Here is a 16,708-nt window from a genome sequence, read left to right on the forward strand (position 1 = left end):
CGAGGGTTGGCGGAAGCTCGGCATAGGCTGGCCGGATGCAGGACGAGTACCGCACAGTCGCCCACGCGGGCGTGCACGAGACCGAGGTCAACCGCTCACGCTTCATCTGTGCGCTCGCCCCGGCGGCCACCGAACAGGAGGCCCAGGACTTCATCGCAGGCATCCGCAAGGAGCACGCTGACGCCACCCACAACTGCTGGGCCTACGTCATCGGCGCCGACGCCGCGATCCAGAAGGCCGGCGACGACGGCGAACCGGGCGGCACCGCCGGCGTCCCGATGCTCCAGATGCTGCTGCGCCGCGACATGCGGTACGTCGTCGCCGTCGTCACCCGCTACTACGGCGGCGTGAAGCTCGGCGCGGGCGGGCTCATCCGGGCCTACGGCGGCGCCGTGGGACAGGCGATGGACGAGCTCGGCACGCTCACCCGCCGCCGCTTCCGGCTGGCCACGGTGACCGTCGACCACCAGCGCGCGGGCAAGGTGGAGAACGACCTCAGGTCGACCGGGCGCGAGGTCCGGGACGTGCGGTACGGGGAGGCGGTCACGATCGAGATCGGTCTGCCGGACGCCGACGTGGAGTCGTTTCGCGCGTGGCTCGCGGACGCGACGGCGGGGGCGGCGGGGTTCGAGCTCGGGGGAGAGGCGTACGGGGACGCGTGAGGGGCTGGGCGGCGCGGCGTGCTGCACGGCGGGCAGGGCGTGCTGTGTGAAATGTCCGTAACGGGCGTATGGCGCCCCTGTCATGACGGGGCGATACGGGAGTAACCGCCCGTGCTGTCGGACCCGGCCGTTAGTCTCGGGGATCATGAGGCTGCTGCACACTTCCGACTGGCATCTCGGCAGGGCGTTCCACCGGGTGAACATGCTCGGGGCCCAGGCCGAGTTCATCGGTCACCTCGTCGCGACCGTGCGTGAGCGCGGTGTGGACGCGGTGGTCGTGTCGGGAGACGTGTACGACCGGGCGGTTCCGCCACTGGCCGCGGTCGAGCTGTTCGACGACGCCCTGCACCGGCTCGCCGACCTCGGTGTGCCCACCGTGATGATCTCCGGGAATCATGACTCGGCGCGTCGGCTCGGTGTGGGAGCCGGGCTGATCGGCCGCGCGGGTGTCCATCTGCGGACCGAGCCGTCGGCGTGCGGGACGCCGGTCGTGTTCCGGGACGACTTCGGCGATGTGGCCTTCTACGGGCTTCCGTATCTCGAACCCGCCCTGGTGAAGGACGAGTTCGGCGTCGACAAGCCCGGGCACGAGGCAGTGCTCGCCGCCGCGATGGACCGAGTGCGCGACGACCTCACGGCACGCGCGTGTGGCACGCGGTCCGTCGTCCTCGCGCATGCCTTCGTCACCGGGGGCGAGGCCAGCGACAGCGAGCGGGACATCACCGTCGGCGGGGTGGCCGCGGTGCCCGCGGGGGTCTTCGACGGCGTCGACTACGCGGCGCTGGGCCACCTCCACGGCTGCCAGACCATCACCGAGCGCGTCCGCTACTCGGGCTCGCCGCTGCCGTACTCCTTCTCGGAGGCCGATCACCGCAAGAGCATGTGGCTCGTCGACCTGGACGCCGACGGAGCGGTCACCGCCGAGCGGGTCGAGTGCCCGGTGCCGCGCGCGCTGGCCCGGATCCGGGGCACGCTGGAGGACCTGCTCGCCGACCCGGCGCTCACGCGGTGCGAGGAGGCCTGGGTCGAGGCGACGCTCACGGACGCGGTGCGCCCGGCGGACCCCATGGCCCGCCTCGCCGAGCGCTTCCCGCACACGCTCAGCCTCGTCTTCGACCCCGAGCGCGCGCCCGACGATCCCGAGGTGTCCTATGCGCAGCGGCTCGCGGGCAGGAGCGATCAGGAGATCGCGGAGGACTTCGTGGCGCATGTGCGCGGGGCCGGACCGGACGAGCACGAACAGGGCGTGCTGAGGGACGCCTTCGACGCGGCGCGGGCCGACGAGGTTGTGCGGGAGGTGGCGCGGTGAGGCTCCATCGCCTCGACGTGACGGCCTTCGGGCCCTTCGGAGGTTCGCAGACCGTCGACTTCGACGCGCTGTCCCTGGCCGGCCTCTTCCTGCTGCACGGACCGACCGGCGCCGGCAAGACCTCCGTCCTGGACGCCGTCTGCTATGCGCTCTACGGCTCCGTGCCGGGTGCCCGTCAGAGCGGCCAGGGCATGACCCTGCGCAGCGACCACGCCGCGGCCGGCACGCGCACGGAGGTCCGGCTCGAACTCACCGTTGCCGGACGCCGGTTGGAGGTCACCCGGCAACCGCCCTGGGAGCGCCCGAAGAAGCGCGGCTCGGGCACGACGCTCGACAAGGCGCAGACCTGGCTGCGTGAGTACGACGTGCAGGCCGGGAGCTGGAAGGACCTCAGCCGTTCGCACCAGGAGATCGGCGAGGAGATCACCCAGCTGCTCGGCATGAGCCGCGAGCAGTTCTGCCAGGTCGTGCTGTTGCCCCAGGGCGACTTCGCGCGCTTCCTGCGCGCCGACGCCGAGGCGCGCGGAAAGCTGCTGGGCCGGCTCTTCGACACCCACCGTTTCGCCGAGGTGGAGAAGCGCCTCGCCGAGCGCCGACGGGCGGCCGAGGCGCAGGTGCGGGACGGCGACGCCGCGTTGCTGGCCGACGCCCACCGGATGCAGCAGGCGGCGGGAAACGCCATGCAGTTGCCGCCGGACCTCGCACCGGGCGAGCCGGGCCTTGCCGAGGCCATCCTCGGTGCTGCCGCCATCGCCCGCAGCACGGCCCGCGAGCAGCTGACCGGCGCCCACTGCCGCCTGCTGGCCGCCGAGTCCGCCCAGGCGGCCGCCGATCGCGCCCTGGCCGACGTACGCGAAGTGGCCCGGCTGCAGCGGAGGTTCGCCGAGGCAACGGAGCGGGCCGCGCTGCTGGAGGAGCGTGCCGACGGCTACCGCCAGGCGCAGGTCCGGATGGAGCGGTCCCGCAAGGCGGAGGCCGTGGCGCCCGCGCTGGAGCTGCGCGACGCGGCCGAGGCGGAGCACCGACGGGCGGCGGCGGCCGAGGCACGCGCGCGTGTACTGCTGCCGGAGACCTTCGCGGGGGCCGGCGCCGCCGGGCTCGCGGTGGCCGCGCGCCGGGCGGCCGAGGAACTGGGCGGACTGGAGTCGGCGCGTCGCGGTGAGCAGCGACTGGCCGAACTCGTCGACGAGCGCGACGAGCTGGACCGTCAGGAGCGGGCCGACGAGGGCCTGCTACAGGACGCCGAGGACTGGCTCGCCGGTTGGGAGGACAGCCGCGCCGCACTCCAGGCCCGGATCGACACCGCCCAGGACGCCGCGACCCGGGCCGAGCAGCTCGCCGTACAGCGTGAGCCCGCGCAGCAGCGGCTCGGTGCCGCGCGGATGCGGGACCAGCTCGCCGGGGACACGGACGCCGCCGCCGAACAGGCCCGGCTCGCCCAGGAACAGGTGCTCGACGCCAAGGCGCACTGGCTCGACGTCAAGGAACAGCGGCTGAACGGCATCGCCGCCGAACTGGCCGCCCAGCTGCAGGACGGCGAACCCTGCGCGGTCTGCGGCGCCACCGACCACCCCGCCCCCGCCCGCAAGGACGCCGGGCACGTGGACCGGGACGCGGAGGAGCGCGCGCTGACCGCCTACCAGCAGGCGGAGGAACGGCACAGCGAGAAGGAACGGCACCTGGGCGTCGTACGCGAGGCGCTCGCCGCTGCCACCGCCGAGGCCGGCGACTCGCCGACCGGCCAACTCGCCGCGCACTGCGAGGAGCTGGAGCGCCTGTGGGCGCAGGCTCGCCGGGACGCCTCCGCCCTGCATCCGGCACATGAGGAGCTGCGCCGGGCCGAGGCGGAGTACGAGCAGCGGACCGCCGACCGGCAACGGGCGGCGGTCAGAGTCGCCTCCCGGGTGGGCCACCGCGAGCGTCTGGACCGGGAACGGGCCACCCTGGAGGGTGAGTTGGCCCAGGCCCGCGGCGCCGCCGCGAGCGTGGCCGCGCGAGCCGCCCAACTGGAGCGGCAGGCCGAGCTGCTCACCGACGCCGCCGACACCGCGCGCGTCGCCGAGGACGTCGCCCAACGGCTCAAGGACGCCGATGCCCGCCTGGCCGACGCCGCCTTCCGCGCGGGCTTCGACACCCCGCACGCCGCGGCCGCCGCGCTCCTCGACGACGCCGCCCACCGCGACCTGCAACGACGGCTGGACGCCTGGCAGTCCGAAGAGTCCGCTGTACGCGCGGTCCTCGCCGAGGCCGACACCGCTGCCGCCGCCCAGCAGCCGCCGGCCGAGGTGGGGTCCGCGGAGCGGGCCGCTTCCGCAGCGGTCCAGCGGGCCCGCGACGCCGCCTCCGCGCGTGACGCCGCCGGCCGGCGCTGCACCGAGCTCGACCGGCTGTCCACGCGCGCGACCGCCGCCGTGCGCCAACTCGCCCCGCTGCGCCAGGAGTACGACCGCGTGGCCCGCCTCGCCACGCTCACGGCCGGAACCTCGTCGGACAACGAACGCAAGATGCGCCTGGAGTCGTACGTCCTGGCTGCCCGCCTCGAACAGGTCGCCGCCGCCGCGACCGTGCGGCTGCAACGCATGTCGTCCGGCCGCTACACCCTCGTCCACTCCGACGACCGGGCCGGCCGTGGCCGCAGCGGGCTCGGGCTGCATGTCGTCGACGCCTGGACGGGGCGGGAGCGGGACACGGCGACGCTGTCGGGCGGTGAGACGTTCTTCGCCTCTCTCGCCCTCGCTCTCGGTCTCGCGGACGTCGTGACCGACGAGGCCGGCGGGGTCCGCCTGGACACGCTCTTCATCGACGAGGGCTTCGGCAGCCTCGACGACCAGACCCTCGACGAGGTCCTCGATGTCCTCGACTCACTGCGCGAGCGCGACCGCAGCGTCGGGATCGTCAGCCATGTCCCCGATCTGCGGCGGCGGATCCATGCGCAGTTGGAGGTCGTGAAGGGGAGAACGGGGTCGGTGCTGCGGCAGCGGGGTGTCGGATGACGTCAGTGGCCGAGCGGGCGGCGGGGCAGAGGGGACGAGTAGACGACGCTCGTCGTCACCGAGCCCAGTGTGCCGATCTTGCCGGACACCTCCTCCAGATGCCGCATCGAACGGGCCGTGACCTTGATGACGAAACAGTCGTCGCCGGTGACGTGATGGGCCTCCAGAATCTCGGGCGTCGCGGCGACCAGGTCGTGGAACGGCTTGTAGTTGCCGTTCGGGTACCGAAGGCGGACGAAGGCCAGGATCGGCAGGCCCAGCCGCTCGGGGTCCACCACGGCGGCATAGCCCTGGATGACGCCCGCCTCCTCCAGCCGACGCACCCGTTCGGTGACCGCGCTCGCGGACATGGACACGGCACGAGCGAGCTCGGCGAAACTGGCGCGGCCGTCGCGCTGGAGGACGTCGAGGATGCGCCAGTCGGTGGCGTCCGGGGAATACGCGGTCATGGGCGAGGAATAGCAGGAAATTCCCCGGTGGAACAAGAGGAGCGCAAGGGAATTCCTCTTCAGAGCGTGGATCACCGGTCGTAGATTTCCAGTCATGACGACTACGCCCAACGCTGTCCTGCGCGTCGCGCCCGCCACGCCTGCCGACGCCGCCGCCCACTTCCGCGCGAGCCTCGTCTTCCACGCCGACGTGTCCGACGTCGCCGCCGCACTCGCGGCCGACGCCGACCCCGGCTTCGTCGTCCTGGACTCCCGTTCCACCGAGTCCTGGGACCAGGGCCACATCCCCGGCGCGATCCACCTCCCCACCGCGCTGATCCCCGAGCAGGCAGCGCAGCTCCTCGACAGGTCCGTACCCGTCGTGACGTACTGCTGGGGCCCCGGCTGCAACGGCGCCACCCGCGCCGCCCTGGCCCTCGCCGAACTCGGCTACCAGGTCAAGGAGATGCTGGGAGGTTTCGAGTACTGGGCGCGTGAGGGCTTCGAGTACGAGACCTGGCGGGGGCGGGAGCGTCGGGAGGCCGACCCGCTGACCGCACCGCGAGCGGGTGCCGACAACTGCGGCTGCTGAGGCGTGAGTTGGTGAGGGTGATCTGAGCGCAACGCGGTGCGTGTAGGTTCTGCTGCCATGGTGCGATACGCGGAACCGGGCGTGGTGGAGTGGGTGGAGTCGGGCGGCGGCCCGCTGATAGCGGTGCCGGAGACGGTGCTGCCCTTCTGGGCGGGCGCGGACGGTGACGAGACGGCCTCGGACTACGACCGGGCCTGCGAGATCGACGGCTTCGTCGGACTCCTGCCCGTCGGAGACAGCGCGGCACTGGTGTTCGGCGACGAGCCCGCCTCGACCTCCTACCTGCCCGACCAGGGCATCTTCGTGCGGTGGTGCGCGGCCGACTCCGAAGCGGAACTGCTGGCCCGGGTTCCGGACGCCCTCGCCACGGCGGTCTGGGGAAGCGAAGTGCGCTGGAAAGTGCCGGGAACGGTCGTCCTGTTCGACTCCGCCTGGCCCGGACGGGAGACGGAACGCACCGAGCATCTGCGAGTGGCCCTGGAACCGGGGGCGTACGCCGTCCGAGCCGCCCAGGTGCAGCCAGGCCCGGAGATCTGGCTGGGGCTCGTCCAACTGCGACGGCTGCCGCACTGACGCCACGTGGATGGGTGAATATCCAGGTGCGCCGCACCCGGCGGATCACCATCATGATCTGTCATGCCCCGACTACCGCACCCCACCCCCCAAGACCTGCGCCGCGACCCCCTGCCCCTGCGCGGCCGGACCGCTCTGGTCACCGGGGCCAGCAGGCGCGCCGGCATCGGTCATGCGGTGGCACGGCGGCTCGCCGCGTACGGGGCGAGCGTCTATCTGCACCACCATGTGCCGCACGACGCCGCCATGCCCTGGGGAGCCGACAGCCCGGACGACGTCGTCGCCTCCGTGCGTGAGGCGCTCGGCGACCCCGAGGCCCGGGTCCTCGCGGGACCCGGTGACCTGTCCGACCCGGCCGCGCCCGCCGAGCTGATCGCCACGGCCGCCGCGGCACTCGGCGGAAGGCTCGACATCCTGATCGCCAACCACGCCGTCAGCGGCTCCGACGGCACCCTCGGCGAGATCGACGCCGCGATGCTCGACGAGCACTGGGCGGTCGACACCCGCGCCGTACTGCTTCTCGTCCAGGCCCACGCCCGGCTGAGGCCGGCCGGTCCCGGCGGCCGCGTCGTGATGATGACCTCCGGGCAGGACATCGCGGGCGGCATGCCGGGGGAGATCGCCTACGCCCTTCAGAAGGGCGCACTGGCCTCGATCACCCGCTCGCTCTCGACCACGCTCGCCGAACAAGGCATCACGGTGAACACCGTCAACCCCGGCCCGGTGGACACGGACTACCTGACGGGCGAGGCGTACGAGGCCGTGGCCGCCCGCTTCCCGACCGGCCGGTGGGGCATGCCCGACGACCCCGCCCGCCTCATCGCCTGGCTGGCGACGGACGAGGCGGGCTGGATCACCGGTGAGGTCATCAACTCCGAGGGCGGATTCGGGCGTTGAGGGTGCGATGACGGCGTCGAGGGGGCGGCGATGCCGGCGCGTGCGGCAGGGGTTGACTTCCGCAGCAGGCGCCGGCGTCCACCTCAGAGCCGGGCCAGCTCGTCCACCAGGTCGTCCAGGCCCAGGGAACCCTGGGACAGGGCCGCCATGTGCCACGCCTTGAGGTCGAAGGCGTCGCCGCGCCGCTCGCGTGCCTTCTCGCGGCCCAGCAGCCACGCCCGCTCACCGAGCTTGTAGCCGATGGCCTGGCCCGGAATCGTCAGATAGCGGGTCAGCTCGCTCTCCACGAAGTCCGCCGGACGGCTGCTGTGCGCGCCGAAGAACTCCTGGGCGAGCTCCGGAGTCCAGCGCTCACCCGGGCGGAACGGGGAGTCGGCCGGGATCTCCAGCTCCAGGTGCATGCCGATGTCGACGATGACCCGGGCGGCCCGCATCATCTGCGCGTCGAGGTAACCGAGCCGGTGCTCCGGGTCCGTGAGGAAACCGAGCTCGTCCATGAGCCGCTCCGCGTACAGCGCCCAGCCCTCGGCGTTGGCGCTGACCCCGCCGATGGTGGCCTGGTAGCGGGAGAGGTCCCCGGCGACGTACGTCCACTGCGCGAGCTGGAGGTGATGGCCCGGCACGCCCTCGTGGTACCAGGTCGAGACCAGGTCGTAGACCGGGAAGCGGGTCTGCCCCATGGTCGGCAGCCAGGTGCGGCCCGGCCGTGAGAAGTCCTCGGAGGGGGCCGTGTAGTAGGGCGCCGCCGCGCCGCCGGGCGGGGCGATGCAGGACTCCACCTTGCGTACCGGCTCGGCGAGTTCGAAATGCGTGCCGTCGAGCTTCTCGATCGCCTCGTCCATCAGGCCCTGGAGCCAGTCGCGGACCTCGTCGACGCCCTCGATGTGGTGGCCGTGCTCGTCGAGGTTCGCCAGCGCCACCCATGGGGTCGCGGCGCCGGGAAGGATCTTCTCCGCCTCCTTCTTCATCTCGCCGAGCAGCCGGTGGTACTCGGACCAGCCGTACGCGTACGCCTCGTCCAGGTCGAGGTCCGTGCCGTTGAAGTAGCGCGCCCAGCGGGCGTAGCGCTCGCGGCCGACCGTGTTCGGGGCGCTCTCGATCGCCGGCGCGTACACGTCGCGCATCCAGTCCCGCAGCTCCACCACGGCGGCCGTGGCCCCGCGGGCGGCCTCGTCCAGCTCCGCGCGCAGCGCATCGGGCCCGGCCGACACGAAGTCCTCGAACCAGCCATGCCCTTCACCCGTGTCGGACCACTCGGTGAGCTGCTCGACGAACGTGGCGGTGGGACGCGGGGCCGCGTACAGCTTGCGTTCCAGGCCCAGCGCGAGGGACTCGCGGTAGCCCGCGTACGCGACCGGCACGGCACGCAGCCGCTCGGCGATCGCGACCCAGTCCTCGTCGGTCTGATTCGGGGTGACGGTGAAGATCTCGCGCACCGAATGCGCGGGCGTGGCCATGTTGCCGACCGCGCGCAGGCCTTCGTCGGACTCGTGCACGGCGAGTTCCGCGGTGAGCCGCTCGCGCAGCAGGCGCGCGCACCGGCGCTCGATGTCACTGTCCGCGCCGGGCCGCCGCTCGGCCTCGTCGAGCCGGGCGAGCGTGGCCCGCGAGAGGTCCGCGAGCGCCTCCTGACCCGCGGGCGAGAGGTCGGGAAGCTTGCTCGAACTCTCCTTCACGCCGAGGTACGTACCGGTCACCGGGTCGAGGGCGATGAGCTCGTCGACGTACGCGTCGGCGACCTCACGGGGCAGCGGGCTGTTGGTCTCAGACATGCGGTCCATCCTCATACGGCGACCGGCGCCGCGTCAGCCCGGTTTCGCCGGCGCCTGTCCTACATCAGCCCGATTTCGCTGAGGGCGTGTTCTCCGGCACGTCATGTGGCAGAAGCGGCCCGCAGTCCCACTGCTGGAAGATCAACCGGGTCTCCACCCTCGCCACTTCGCGCCGGGACGTGAACTCGTCCAGCACCAGCCGCTGCAGATCCGCCATGTCCGCGACCGCGACGTGGACCAGATAGTCGTCCGGCCCGGTCAGATGGAAGACGGTCAGCGACTCCGGCATCGCCCGGATCCGCTCCACGAACGGTCCCACCAGCTCCCGCCGATGCGGCCTGACCTGCACGGACAGCAGCGCCTGAAGCCCACGGCCCAGCTTGGCCGGGTCCAGCCGGAGCTGATGGCCGAGGATCACGCCCGAACGGCGCAGCCGCGTCACCCGGTCCAGACACGTCGACGGCGCGACCCCGATCTGCGTGGCGAGGTCGCGGTAGGTGGTCCGGGCGTCGTTCTGCAGGAGCCGTAGCAGATGCAGATCGACCGGATCCAGTACGACAGATTCGGCCATTGGCCGAACGTAACACGGTCCTCCACCACTGAACCCCGCCCGCTGTTCAGTCTTCCGCTGTTCGGCCTTGAGTTATGGCTGCCCATGGACCCAGCGAGCAGGGAGGCATACGACCTTATGCACGGGTACGACGACGTACGCACCGCACCGAGAGCACTCGCCACCGAGGCCGTGCACGCCGGCCGCGACGACCTCGCCCGGCAGGGCCTGCACGCTCCGCCGATCGACCTGTCCACCACCTACCCCTCCTACGACAGCCGCGGCGAGGCCGCCCGCATCGACGCCTTCGCCACCACCGGCGCCGAGCCGGACGGCCCACCCGTCTACGGCCGCCTGGGCAATCCGACCGTCGCCCGCTTCGAGACCGCCCTCGCCCGGCTGGAGGGCACCGAGGCGTCGGTCGCCTTCGCCAGCGGGATGGCGGCACTGAGCGCCGTTCTGCTCGTACGCGCCTCGATGGGCCTGCGCCACGTCGTCGCCGTACGCCCCCTGTACGGCTGCAGCGACCATCTGCTCACCGCCGGAGTGCTGGGCTCGGAGGTGACCTGGACCGACCCGGCCGGAATCGCGGAGGCACTGCGTCCGGACACCGGCCTGGTGATGGTCGAGTCCCCGGCGAATCCCACGCTCACCGAGGTGGACCTGCGGGCCGTGGCGCACGCCTGCGGCTCCGTGCCGCTGCTCGCGGACAACACGTTCGCCACCCCGGTGCTCCAGCGCCCCGCGGAACAGGGTGCGCGGCTCGTGCTGCACAGCGCCACCAAGTACCTCGGCGGGCACGGGGACGTGATGGCGGGCGTGGTGGCCTGCGACGAGGAGTTCGCCGGGCGGCTGCGGCAGATACGGTTCGCCACGGGCGGTGTCCTGCATCCGCTGGCCGGCTATCTGCTGCTGCGGGGCCTGTCGACCCTCCCGGTGCGGGTACGGGCCGCCTCGGCGAGCGCCGCCGAACTCGCCCGCCGTCTCGCCGACGACCCGCGCGTCGCCCGCGTCCACTATCCGCGCATCGGCGGCGCCATGATCGCCTTCGAGGTCCACGGCGACCCGCACGAGGTCATCGCCGACGTCCGCCTGATCACCCCCGCCGTGAGCCTCGGCAGCGTCGACACCCTCATCCAGCACCCGGCGTCCATCAGCCACCGCATCGTCGACGCGGACGACCGACGCGACGCCGGAGTGAGCGACCGACTGCTGCGGATGTCGGTGGGGCTCGAAGACGTCGAGGACCTGTGGGCGGATCTCGACGCAGCGCTGGGAACGCCGGCGCGCCCGGAAAAGGGCGCGGGGCCGGCACGACGTGCGGCCCGGCCGCAGGGCACGCCCAGCCACAGCACACCCGCGGCCGTCAACCGGCCCCTGGCCTCTACGGCGCTTCGACCCTCCCCGTCCCACCCGCACTCGACAGTCGCCCCGTAACCCCCACGGCGCCCTCCGGCTCGACATCCGACGCAGCCAGGCGGGCCGTGATCACCAGGGTCCCCTCCTCGATCTGATAGTCGAGGGGGAGCCCCAGGGCGCGCATCGCGGCGACCATGCCGGTGTTGGACGACTGCGTCACGGCGTACACGCTCTCGCAGCGCGCCTCGACCGCCATCCCCACCAGCCTGCGCAGCAACTCGCTGCCGATGCCGCGCCGCTGCCAGGCGTCCTCGACGAGCAGCGCGACCTCCGTCTCGTCGCCGTCCCACAGCAGGTGGCCGAGCCCGACGATGCGCCCCGACGCGGTCTGCACGGCGATCGTGCGGCCGAAGCGGGGGCTGAGCAGGTGTTTCAGATAGCGGTCCGCGTCACCGACCGGCCCGTGGTACCGCATCCCGAGCGTCCGCGTCGAGCACCGCTCGTGCATCTCCTTGGCGGCCCGAACGTCACCGGTGTCCGCTCGGCGCACCGTGATGTCATTGCCCTCGGGCAGCGTCAGCACGTCCTCGCTGCGCGGCACGCGCGGGCCGAGCCGGGCGTCCAGCTCCACGAGGGCCCGCGCCCGCGCGAACTCGGTCGGCGTGAACGGCAGATACGGCCGCTCCACGGTGATCACTCCGCCTTCCGGCGCCCGCAGCCGCATCACGGTGTCCTCGAGCGCGCCCTCCACCGGGAGCGGTTCGGGGCCCCTTCCGCCCACGGCAGGCCTTGCGGGCAGCGAGCGAATGGTGCACCGGCCGAGCAACTGCCGCAGTGCCAGCGGTAGTTCGGCGGCATCGAGCGCGGTACGGGTGGCAAGCCCCAGCACCCGGGTCGGCGCGTCCACCAGGTCGTGGGCGTCGGCACGCTCGATCCAGGTCCCGGCACCGCCGGCTTCCGAGACCGCACGGGCGATGTCGGCTGCCGTGAGCCCGCCGGGCGCACGGAGCAGGAACTCGTCCACCGTGCCCTCGGCCAGCGGATGCGTCTGCAGGCTCAGTATGTCCACCCGCAGCCCGGCGAGGGCCGTGCACAGCACGGCCAGCGACCCCGGTTCGTCCTGCACTGTCGTCCGCATCCGCCAGAGGGCGCCTTCATCGGTCACCGCCGCGGACGTCTCCGGCGACGGTTCCGACGGCCCGGCCTGCGCGTCAGGGCGCGGCCGGGCACCGGTATCGCCCGTCGGAGGCGCGTGACCGTGGCGGCGTGACCACCATGAGTGGAACCCCGCCGTGAAGAGTTCGGCGACCTGGACGACGTTCCTCCGCCAGGGGTGGACAGAACGTCCGGATTTCGCACGCGTCACATCAGATATGTCTCGACTCATGCACCCACTGTGAAGGAACGGTGTTGCGTGATCACGAACGCTTTGTGACCGGGCGGTAAAGAACCTTTTTGTCTTGTTTTCTACCCTTCTCGTCACGTCACGCAGCCGCCAATGTACTGCGCAGGCGCCGAGCCTGGGCCACGAGCCGCGACGAGCCACGGCGATCCGCTGTCCGCGCCAGATGCGGCAGTTCCCCGCGTGCCCCCGTTCGCTCGGCGCATTCCGCAGCGACGGCCACGAGATCCGCGAGTCCTCGTGGGGGCGCGGTCGTCGCGCTGGTCGTGCCGCTGGTTGCGACGTCCGCGAGGAGGACGGGAAGAGTATGCCGGAGCATCCCCCAGACGGTGGCGTTCGCCCCCGTGGCCGCCGCCGTGCGCGCCGACTCCACGAGCCGCGACGGCTTCAGTGCCCCGCGTCGCACCAACTGCCCCAGATCCGCGCCCATCCGGGCGCCGTCGAGCTGCCCGCGCGCCGCCAGCACCAGCAGGGCGTCCACGGCGGCGAGCCGGTCCTCCGGGTGCCGCGCACCGAGCCCGTACGCCACGGCCAGGTGCACCGCATCACCGGCCTCACCGCCCGATTCGGCCAGCTGCGGCAGGACCTCCGCCTCGCCCCGGGTGTCGTCGACGGCGACCGCCGACAGTTCGCGCAGCATTCTGACCGCCACGAGTTCACGCTGCTCCGGCAGCAGGGCCAGCCAGTGCCGGCGCATGCCCTCGCCCCCGTGCCAGCAGTGCCAGTGGTCCCGGTCGAAGCTCACGGGCCGTCCCAACGGACGGAATCCGGCTGGGAAGTCACCCTGCCACTCGGCGATCTCCCCGGATTCGACGAGTATGCGGTCCCCTGACGTCTGCCGCCGGAACGCGGGCGCGGCCGGAGCCCCGGCTTCCAGCCACTCGGCGAGACGCGTCCCCTGCGGCGTGCCCAGCGCCGCCGCCCGCTCCGCGGCCGCCTCGGCCACCGCACGGTCGCCGCGTCGGACCCGCAGCAGCGCCTGCGCGAAGTCGGCCTCCGACACCCGTGCGCCGAGCCGCCGGTACTCGTCGAGACGCGTCACCAGCTCGTCCGGCTCCAGCAGGCCCGTGCCCCAGGTGGGCGTGGACAGCAGGAACGGCAGAGGCTCGGTGCGGATGCGGTACGCCACCTCCCAGATGCGGGCCTCGAAGGCCCGGGTGAGAGGGCTGTGGCCGCAGTCGATGGTGACGGTCCCGCGGTGGAGGGCCTTGTGGAGCGTGGTCGTGAGCACCATCCCCCGCAGCGTCGCCAGTAGGAGTTCGAGACCGTGCGCGGCGTTGATCAGGCCGTTGTACCTGATGAAGTAGGCGTCCGCGCTGTACGCAAACGACTGCTCCCGCCCGTCCCACCAGGGGCACACCACGACGGGGGCCAGCGCCTCCAGCAGCCCGTCCCGCTCGCGGTACGCATGACGCACGAGCCCGTCCAGGGCCCGCTCGAACGCCGCCACGTCACCGTGGGACGCGAGCAACGCCCCGACTTCTTCGGCCAGTTCCTCCGCGGACTCGGGCGCGGGCATGAGGCGCACGGGCTCCGGTGCGGGCGGCAGCGCCTCCTCGTAGGGCACCGGCTCCGACGCCTCGGACTCCGCACCCAGACTCTGGGCCGCACGCATCCGGAGCGGGGGGATCAACTGCGTGGCCGCCGAGGCGAGTTCCTCCCGTGTCTCGGCCGTGCCGACCTTGCCCGCATGCCGTTCCACCAGCTTCAGTGCCCGCTCCTGCACGTCCGAGTCCTCGTGTCCGAAGGCCTGGGCGGCGGTGGGCAGCAGCTCATCGGCGGCGGACGCGTCGCGGGCGAGCGCCTTGCCCAGCAGGACCAGTTGGGCGCGCACGAGCTTCCTCTCGGTGCGGAAGAGGACCGCGCCCGACATCTCGGCCAGTTGACGGGTGGTCAGTTCACCGTCCAGGGCCAGCGACGCCAGCACCGACTGGGCGTGCGCGGCCACCACGGACGCGGCGTCGGAAGCCAGAGCCAGCCACTCGGCCGTGTGCTCCCGCTCCTCGTCCCGGGTGAGTGCGAGTGCGCGCAGCATGCGCAGGAACACCCGGTGGTCGGCGGCCGGACCGCCTCCCCGCAGCAGCCGGGCCACGCACGCGTCGACCGTCGGCTTCCGGTCGAGGACGCCGTCGGCGGTGAGCGTCGCCAGCACCTCGGTCCAGCTGTTCGGACCCTCGTCCGCGGTCCATGCCAGACGGCTGCCGATCTCACTCGTCTCGAAGAGCGCGGCCGTGAGCTGCGCGAGGTGCGGGTCCTTGCGCAGCCGGTCCAGGATCGTGTCACCGCGCTGCCACACATGGCCGATGTGCTCCACCCACCCGTGGACATAGGCCTCCGTGGTCGGCACCGGGCAGCCGGAGAGCCGTACCAGTCCTGCCATCAGCTCATACGGCACACGCGAACTGGTCGGCCGCTCGGCCAGCCGGTGCGCCACGTCGCCGAGCCAGCCGGGGGACCGGTCGCCCAGGAGGTCGATCAGCACCCCGGGCGGAGCGGGCCACCAGCGCATGTCGGAGGCCGCCAGCCAACTCGCCACACCGGCCGCACCGGTCTGGCAGGCGGTCCCCGCCGCGTGCAGGGCGGGATAGGCGCTGCGGGCCTGCGCGGTCCACTGATCCGCCCTCAGCTCCTTGCGCAGCGCCTTCAACTCCGGGAAGACCGCCCGTCGTTCGGCATCCGTCATCCCGTCCAGCAGGCTCACCACCTCGGCCGTCCGCCCGGCCCGGACCGCTTCCATCAGCGAACTCATCGCGCACCCCCGTCGACTCGTGCCATGTCCCGCTCCGCAGCGGCGATGCCCCGCCGCACCATCCGCACCGCCAGCGCGTGCTTGCACGGCCCGCGCCCGCCCCGGTACTTCGCCCACCACAGACAGCTGCAGCTGAGCACGCCCGCCGCGTCGCGCACCCGGTGCACATGCCCGTCCTCGGCCGTCACCGTCCCGACGGCCCCGTCCAGCGCGACCGCGCCCGCCGCCACCAGCGCCTGTGCCGAACGCAGCCGCGGGTTGTGGCGCTCCACGCGCTCGGCGTCGTACGGCAGCTCCCGGTGGAAGTAGGCCGCCTCCGCAGTGTCGTATCCGACCCGCCCCGACGTGCCCAGGCGGACCAGCGCCGCCCGGACGCGCTCGGGCGTGAGCCCCGAGGCGGCGGCCAGGTCGGCCACGTCGACGCGAGGCTCCCACGCGAGGAGTACCGCGATCAGCTCCGCGTCCTCGGCTGCCTCGTCCGCCGCGAGGGCGTCCAGGACACCGCCCTCGCCGGAGAAGCCGCGCGAGGCGTCGGGCGACAGTGTCAGGGTCAGTCGCATGCCCGGCAGGACCACCTCCCAGGCACTCGCCGTCGCGGCGGCGCCGCCCGTGACCGAAGGGCCGTAGACCCGCAGGGCCGTGGCATGCCTCAGTACCCGCTGGAGCGCGACCAGCCGCTCGGGGCCGGGCAGGCACACCGCACCGGGCACCGCGCGCGTGGTCGGCCGCAGCCCGCTCCCCGAAGACACCACCCATCGCGCGCCGATCGAGGCGCCCCGCGCCCCACCGCGCGGCAGCGCCCGCAGGAACCGCACGGCCTCCGCGGCCGGCAGCTCGGCCCGCAGGTCGAAGCCGGCCGCTATCACCTGCGCATCCGCGAAGCCCCGCAGCCAGCGGTCGGGGAGCGGCACCTTCTTCTCCACGACCGGGCCGTCCAGCGTGGTCACCGCCAACTCCTCCGGTCCCACCCGCAGATGGAGCGGATCGTCCGCGCCGATCTTCGACAGGGCCTCGCGCAGGGGGTTGTTGACGTCGACGTTCGTCGTGCCGTGTCCGACCTCGCCGCCGTCCAGGCCCGACTCCAGCACGTCCAGGCGGGCGTACACCCCGCAGCAGCCGGAGAAGGACTCGAAGCGCAGCCGGTCGCCGTTCCCCGTCACCACCGGGTCGAGAGAGGCGCGCAGCTGCCGCTGGTAGTACCGCGCCGCGGCCACGTCGGCCACCGCGAGCAGCCCGGCGGAGGCCACCTGAGGGGACGTCAGGAAGCCTGCGAAGAACCGCGGATGGTCCTCCACGCCCGAGGGCGTCGCACCCCGTGAGGTCTCGAGCCCCAGGCGCTGTCCGTCCGCTGCGGACTCCAGCACGGAGGGTCGGCTGTAGGCCACGGCCTGCAAAGATCGCGTCATGGAAAAACCGTAGAGG

Annotated in this window: 13 protein-coding genes; 7 read left to right on the forward strand and 6 right to left on the reverse strand. The window is 72.7% G+C overall.

Annotated elements, in window-relative coordinates:
• Positions 1-35 precede the first annotated feature (35 nt).
• The 3 genes from OG331_RS41210 (at position 36) to OG331_RS41220 (ending at position 4,964) form a co-directional block, all read left to right on the forward strand.
• Positions 36-662 (forward strand): YigZ family protein, encoded by a 627-nt coding sequence (locus OG331_RS41210; protein WP_406206553.1) that lies wholly within the window; start codon positions 36-38, stop codon positions 660-662.
• 145 nt (positions 663-807) lie between these two features.
• Positions 808-1,971: an exonuclease SbcCD subunit D gene (locus tag OG331_RS41215; protein ID WP_406206556.1), complete on the forward strand. Its 1,164-nt coding sequence runs from the start codon at positions 808-810 to the stop codon at positions 1,969-1,971.
• Complete coding sequence (locus OG331_RS41220) at positions 1,968-4,964, forward strand: AAA family ATPase (RefSeq protein ID WP_406206558.1); 2,997 nt, start codon at positions 1,968-1,970, stop codon at positions 4,962-4,964. The genes OG331_RS41215 and OG331_RS41220 overlap by 4 nt, the downstream gene beginning before the upstream one ends.
• 2 nt (positions 4,965-4,966) lie before the next feature.
• Here OG331_RS41220 and OG331_RS41225 read toward each other — a convergent pair whose 3' ends face one another.
• A complete protein-coding gene (locus OG331_RS41225) occupies positions 4,967-5,413 on the reverse strand; it encodes an Lrp/AsnC family transcriptional regulator (RefSeq protein WP_328883076.1) in 447 nt (148 codons plus the stop codon).
• 94 nt (positions 5,414-5,507) lie between these two features.
• Here OG331_RS41225 and OG331_RS41230 point away from each other — a divergent pair, with 94 nt between their 5' ends.
• The 3 genes from OG331_RS41230 (at position 5,508) to OG331_RS41240 (ending at position 7,454) form a co-directional block, all read left to right on the forward strand.
• A complete protein-coding gene (locus OG331_RS41230; protein WP_406206561.1) occupies positions 5,508-5,984 on the forward strand; it encodes a rhodanese-like domain-containing protein in 477 nt (158 codons plus the stop codon).
• A gap of 57 nt (positions 5,985-6,041) precedes the next feature.
• On the forward strand, positions 6,042-6,557 hold the full coding sequence (locus OG331_RS41235) for an immunity 21 family protein (protein WP_406206564.1): 516 nt from the start codon (positions 6,042-6,044) through the stop codon (positions 6,555-6,557).
• 63 nt (positions 6,558-6,620) lie between these two features.
• Complete coding sequence (locus OG331_RS41240; protein WP_406206567.1) at positions 6,621-7,454, forward strand: SDR family oxidoreductase; 834 nt, start codon at positions 6,621-6,623, stop codon at positions 7,452-7,454.
• 83 nt (positions 7,455-7,537) lie between these two features.
• Here the strand turns inward: OG331_RS41240 and OG331_RS41245 are convergent, their stop codons facing one another.
• Together OG331_RS41245 and OG331_RS41250 are read right to left on the reverse strand one after the other, a co-directional pair.
• The gene (locus OG331_RS41245) at positions 7,538-9,226 is read right to left on the reverse strand and encodes a DUF885 domain-containing protein (RefSeq protein WP_406206570.1); all 1,689 of its coding nucleotides are present in this window, start codon (positions 9,224-9,226) and stop codon (positions 7,538-7,540) included.
• A 64-nt stretch (positions 9,227-9,290) separates the two neighbouring features.
• Positions 9,291-9,797 carry an Lrp/AsnC family transcriptional regulator gene (locus OG331_RS41250; protein ID WP_406206573.1) on the reverse strand — a complete coding sequence of 169 codons (507 nt, stop codon included), beginning with the start codon at positions 9,795-9,797 and terminating at the stop codon, positions 9,291-9,293.
• A gap of 117 nt (positions 9,798-9,914) precedes the next feature.
• On the opposite strand from OG331_RS41250, the gene OG331_RS41255 reads away from it, so the two are divergent.
• Positions 9,915-11,213, forward strand: coding sequence for a trans-sulfuration enzyme family protein (locus OG331_RS41255; protein WP_406206576.1), 1,299 nt, complete (start codon positions 9,915-9,917; stop codon positions 11,211-11,213).
• On the opposite strand, the gene OG331_RS41260 is transcribed toward OG331_RS41255, so the two are convergent.
• The 3 genes from OG331_RS41260 to OG331_RS41270 form a co-directional block, all read right to left on the reverse strand.
• Complete coding sequence (locus OG331_RS41260; RefSeq protein ID WP_406206578.1) at positions 11,161-12,522, reverse strand: GNAT family N-acetyltransferase; 1,362 nt, start codon at positions 12,520-12,522, stop codon at positions 11,161-11,163. The genes OG331_RS41255 and OG331_RS41260 overlap by 53 nt on opposite strands.
• Positions 12,523-12,619: 97 nt before the next feature.
• Complete coding sequence (locus OG331_RS41265) at positions 12,620-15,286, reverse strand: DUF6493 family protein (protein WP_406206581.1); 2,667 nt, start codon at positions 15,284-15,286, stop codon at positions 12,620-12,622.
• Positions 15,283-16,692 (reverse strand): SWIM zinc finger family protein, encoded by a 1,410-nt coding sequence (locus OG331_RS41270; RefSeq protein ID WP_406206583.1) that lies wholly within the window; start codon positions 16,690-16,692, stop codon positions 15,283-15,285. Before OG331_RS41270 ends, OG331_RS41265 begins: the two co-directional genes overlap by 4 nt.
• Between the last annotated feature and the right edge of the window lie 16 nt (positions 16,693-16,708).

Origin of the sequence: Streptomyces sp. NBC_01017, from assembly GCF_045162795.1 — a bacterium.
Classification (GTDB): domain Bacteria; phylum Actinomycetota; class Actinomycetes; order Streptomycetales; family Streptomycetaceae; genus Streptomyces; species Streptomyces machairae.

What these genes read in the sequence shown, in the direction of transcription:
- OG331_RS41210 (WP_406206553.1), top strand. Translation starts at nt 36, where the DNA reads ATGCAGGACGAGTACCGCACAGTCGCCCACGCGGGCGTGCACGAGACC.
- OG331_RS41215 (WP_406206556.1), top strand. Translation starts at nt 808, where the DNA reads ATGAGGCTGCTGCACACTTCCGACTGGCATCTCGGCAGGGCGTTCCAC.
- OG331_RS41225 (WP_328883076.1), bottom strand. Translation starts at nt 5,413, where the DNA reads ATGACCGCGTATTCCCCGGACGCCACCGACTGGCGCATCCTCGACGTC.
- OG331_RS41230 (WP_406206561.1), top strand. Translation starts at nt 5,508, where the DNA reads ATGACGACTACGCCCAACGCTGTCCTGCGCGTCGCGCCCGCCACGCCT.
- OG331_RS41235 (WP_406206564.1), top strand. Translation starts at nt 6,042, where the DNA reads ATGGTGCGATACGCGGAACCGGGCGTGGTGGAGTGGGTGGAGTCGGGC.
- OG331_RS41240 (WP_406206567.1), top strand. Translation starts at nt 6,621, where the DNA reads ATGCCCCGACTACCGCACCCCACCCCCCAAGACCTGCGCCGCGACCCC.
- OG331_RS41245 (WP_406206570.1), bottom strand. Translation starts at nt 9,226, where the DNA reads ATGTCTGAGACCAACAGCCCGCTGCCCCGTGAGGTCGCCGACGCGTAC.
- OG331_RS41250 (WP_406206573.1), bottom strand. Translation starts at nt 9,797, where the DNA reads ATGGCCGAATCTGTCGTACTGGATCCGGTCGATCTGCATCTGCTACGG.
- OG331_RS41255 (WP_406206576.1), top strand. Translation starts at nt 9,915, where the DNA reads ATGCACGGGTACGACGACGTACGCACCGCACCGAGAGCACTCGCCACC.
- OG331_RS41260 (WP_406206578.1), bottom strand. Translation starts at nt 12,522, where the DNA reads ATGAGTCGAGACATATCTGATGTGACGCGTGCGAAATCCGGACGTTCT.
- OG331_RS41265 (WP_406206581.1), bottom strand. Translation starts at nt 15,286, where the DNA reads ATGAGTTCGCTGATGGAAGCGGTCCGGGCCGGGCGGACGGCCGAGGTG.
- OG331_RS41270 (WP_406206583.1), bottom strand. Translation starts at nt 16,692, where the DNA reads ATGACGCGATCTTTGCAGGCCGTGGCCTACAGCCGACCCTCCGTGCTG.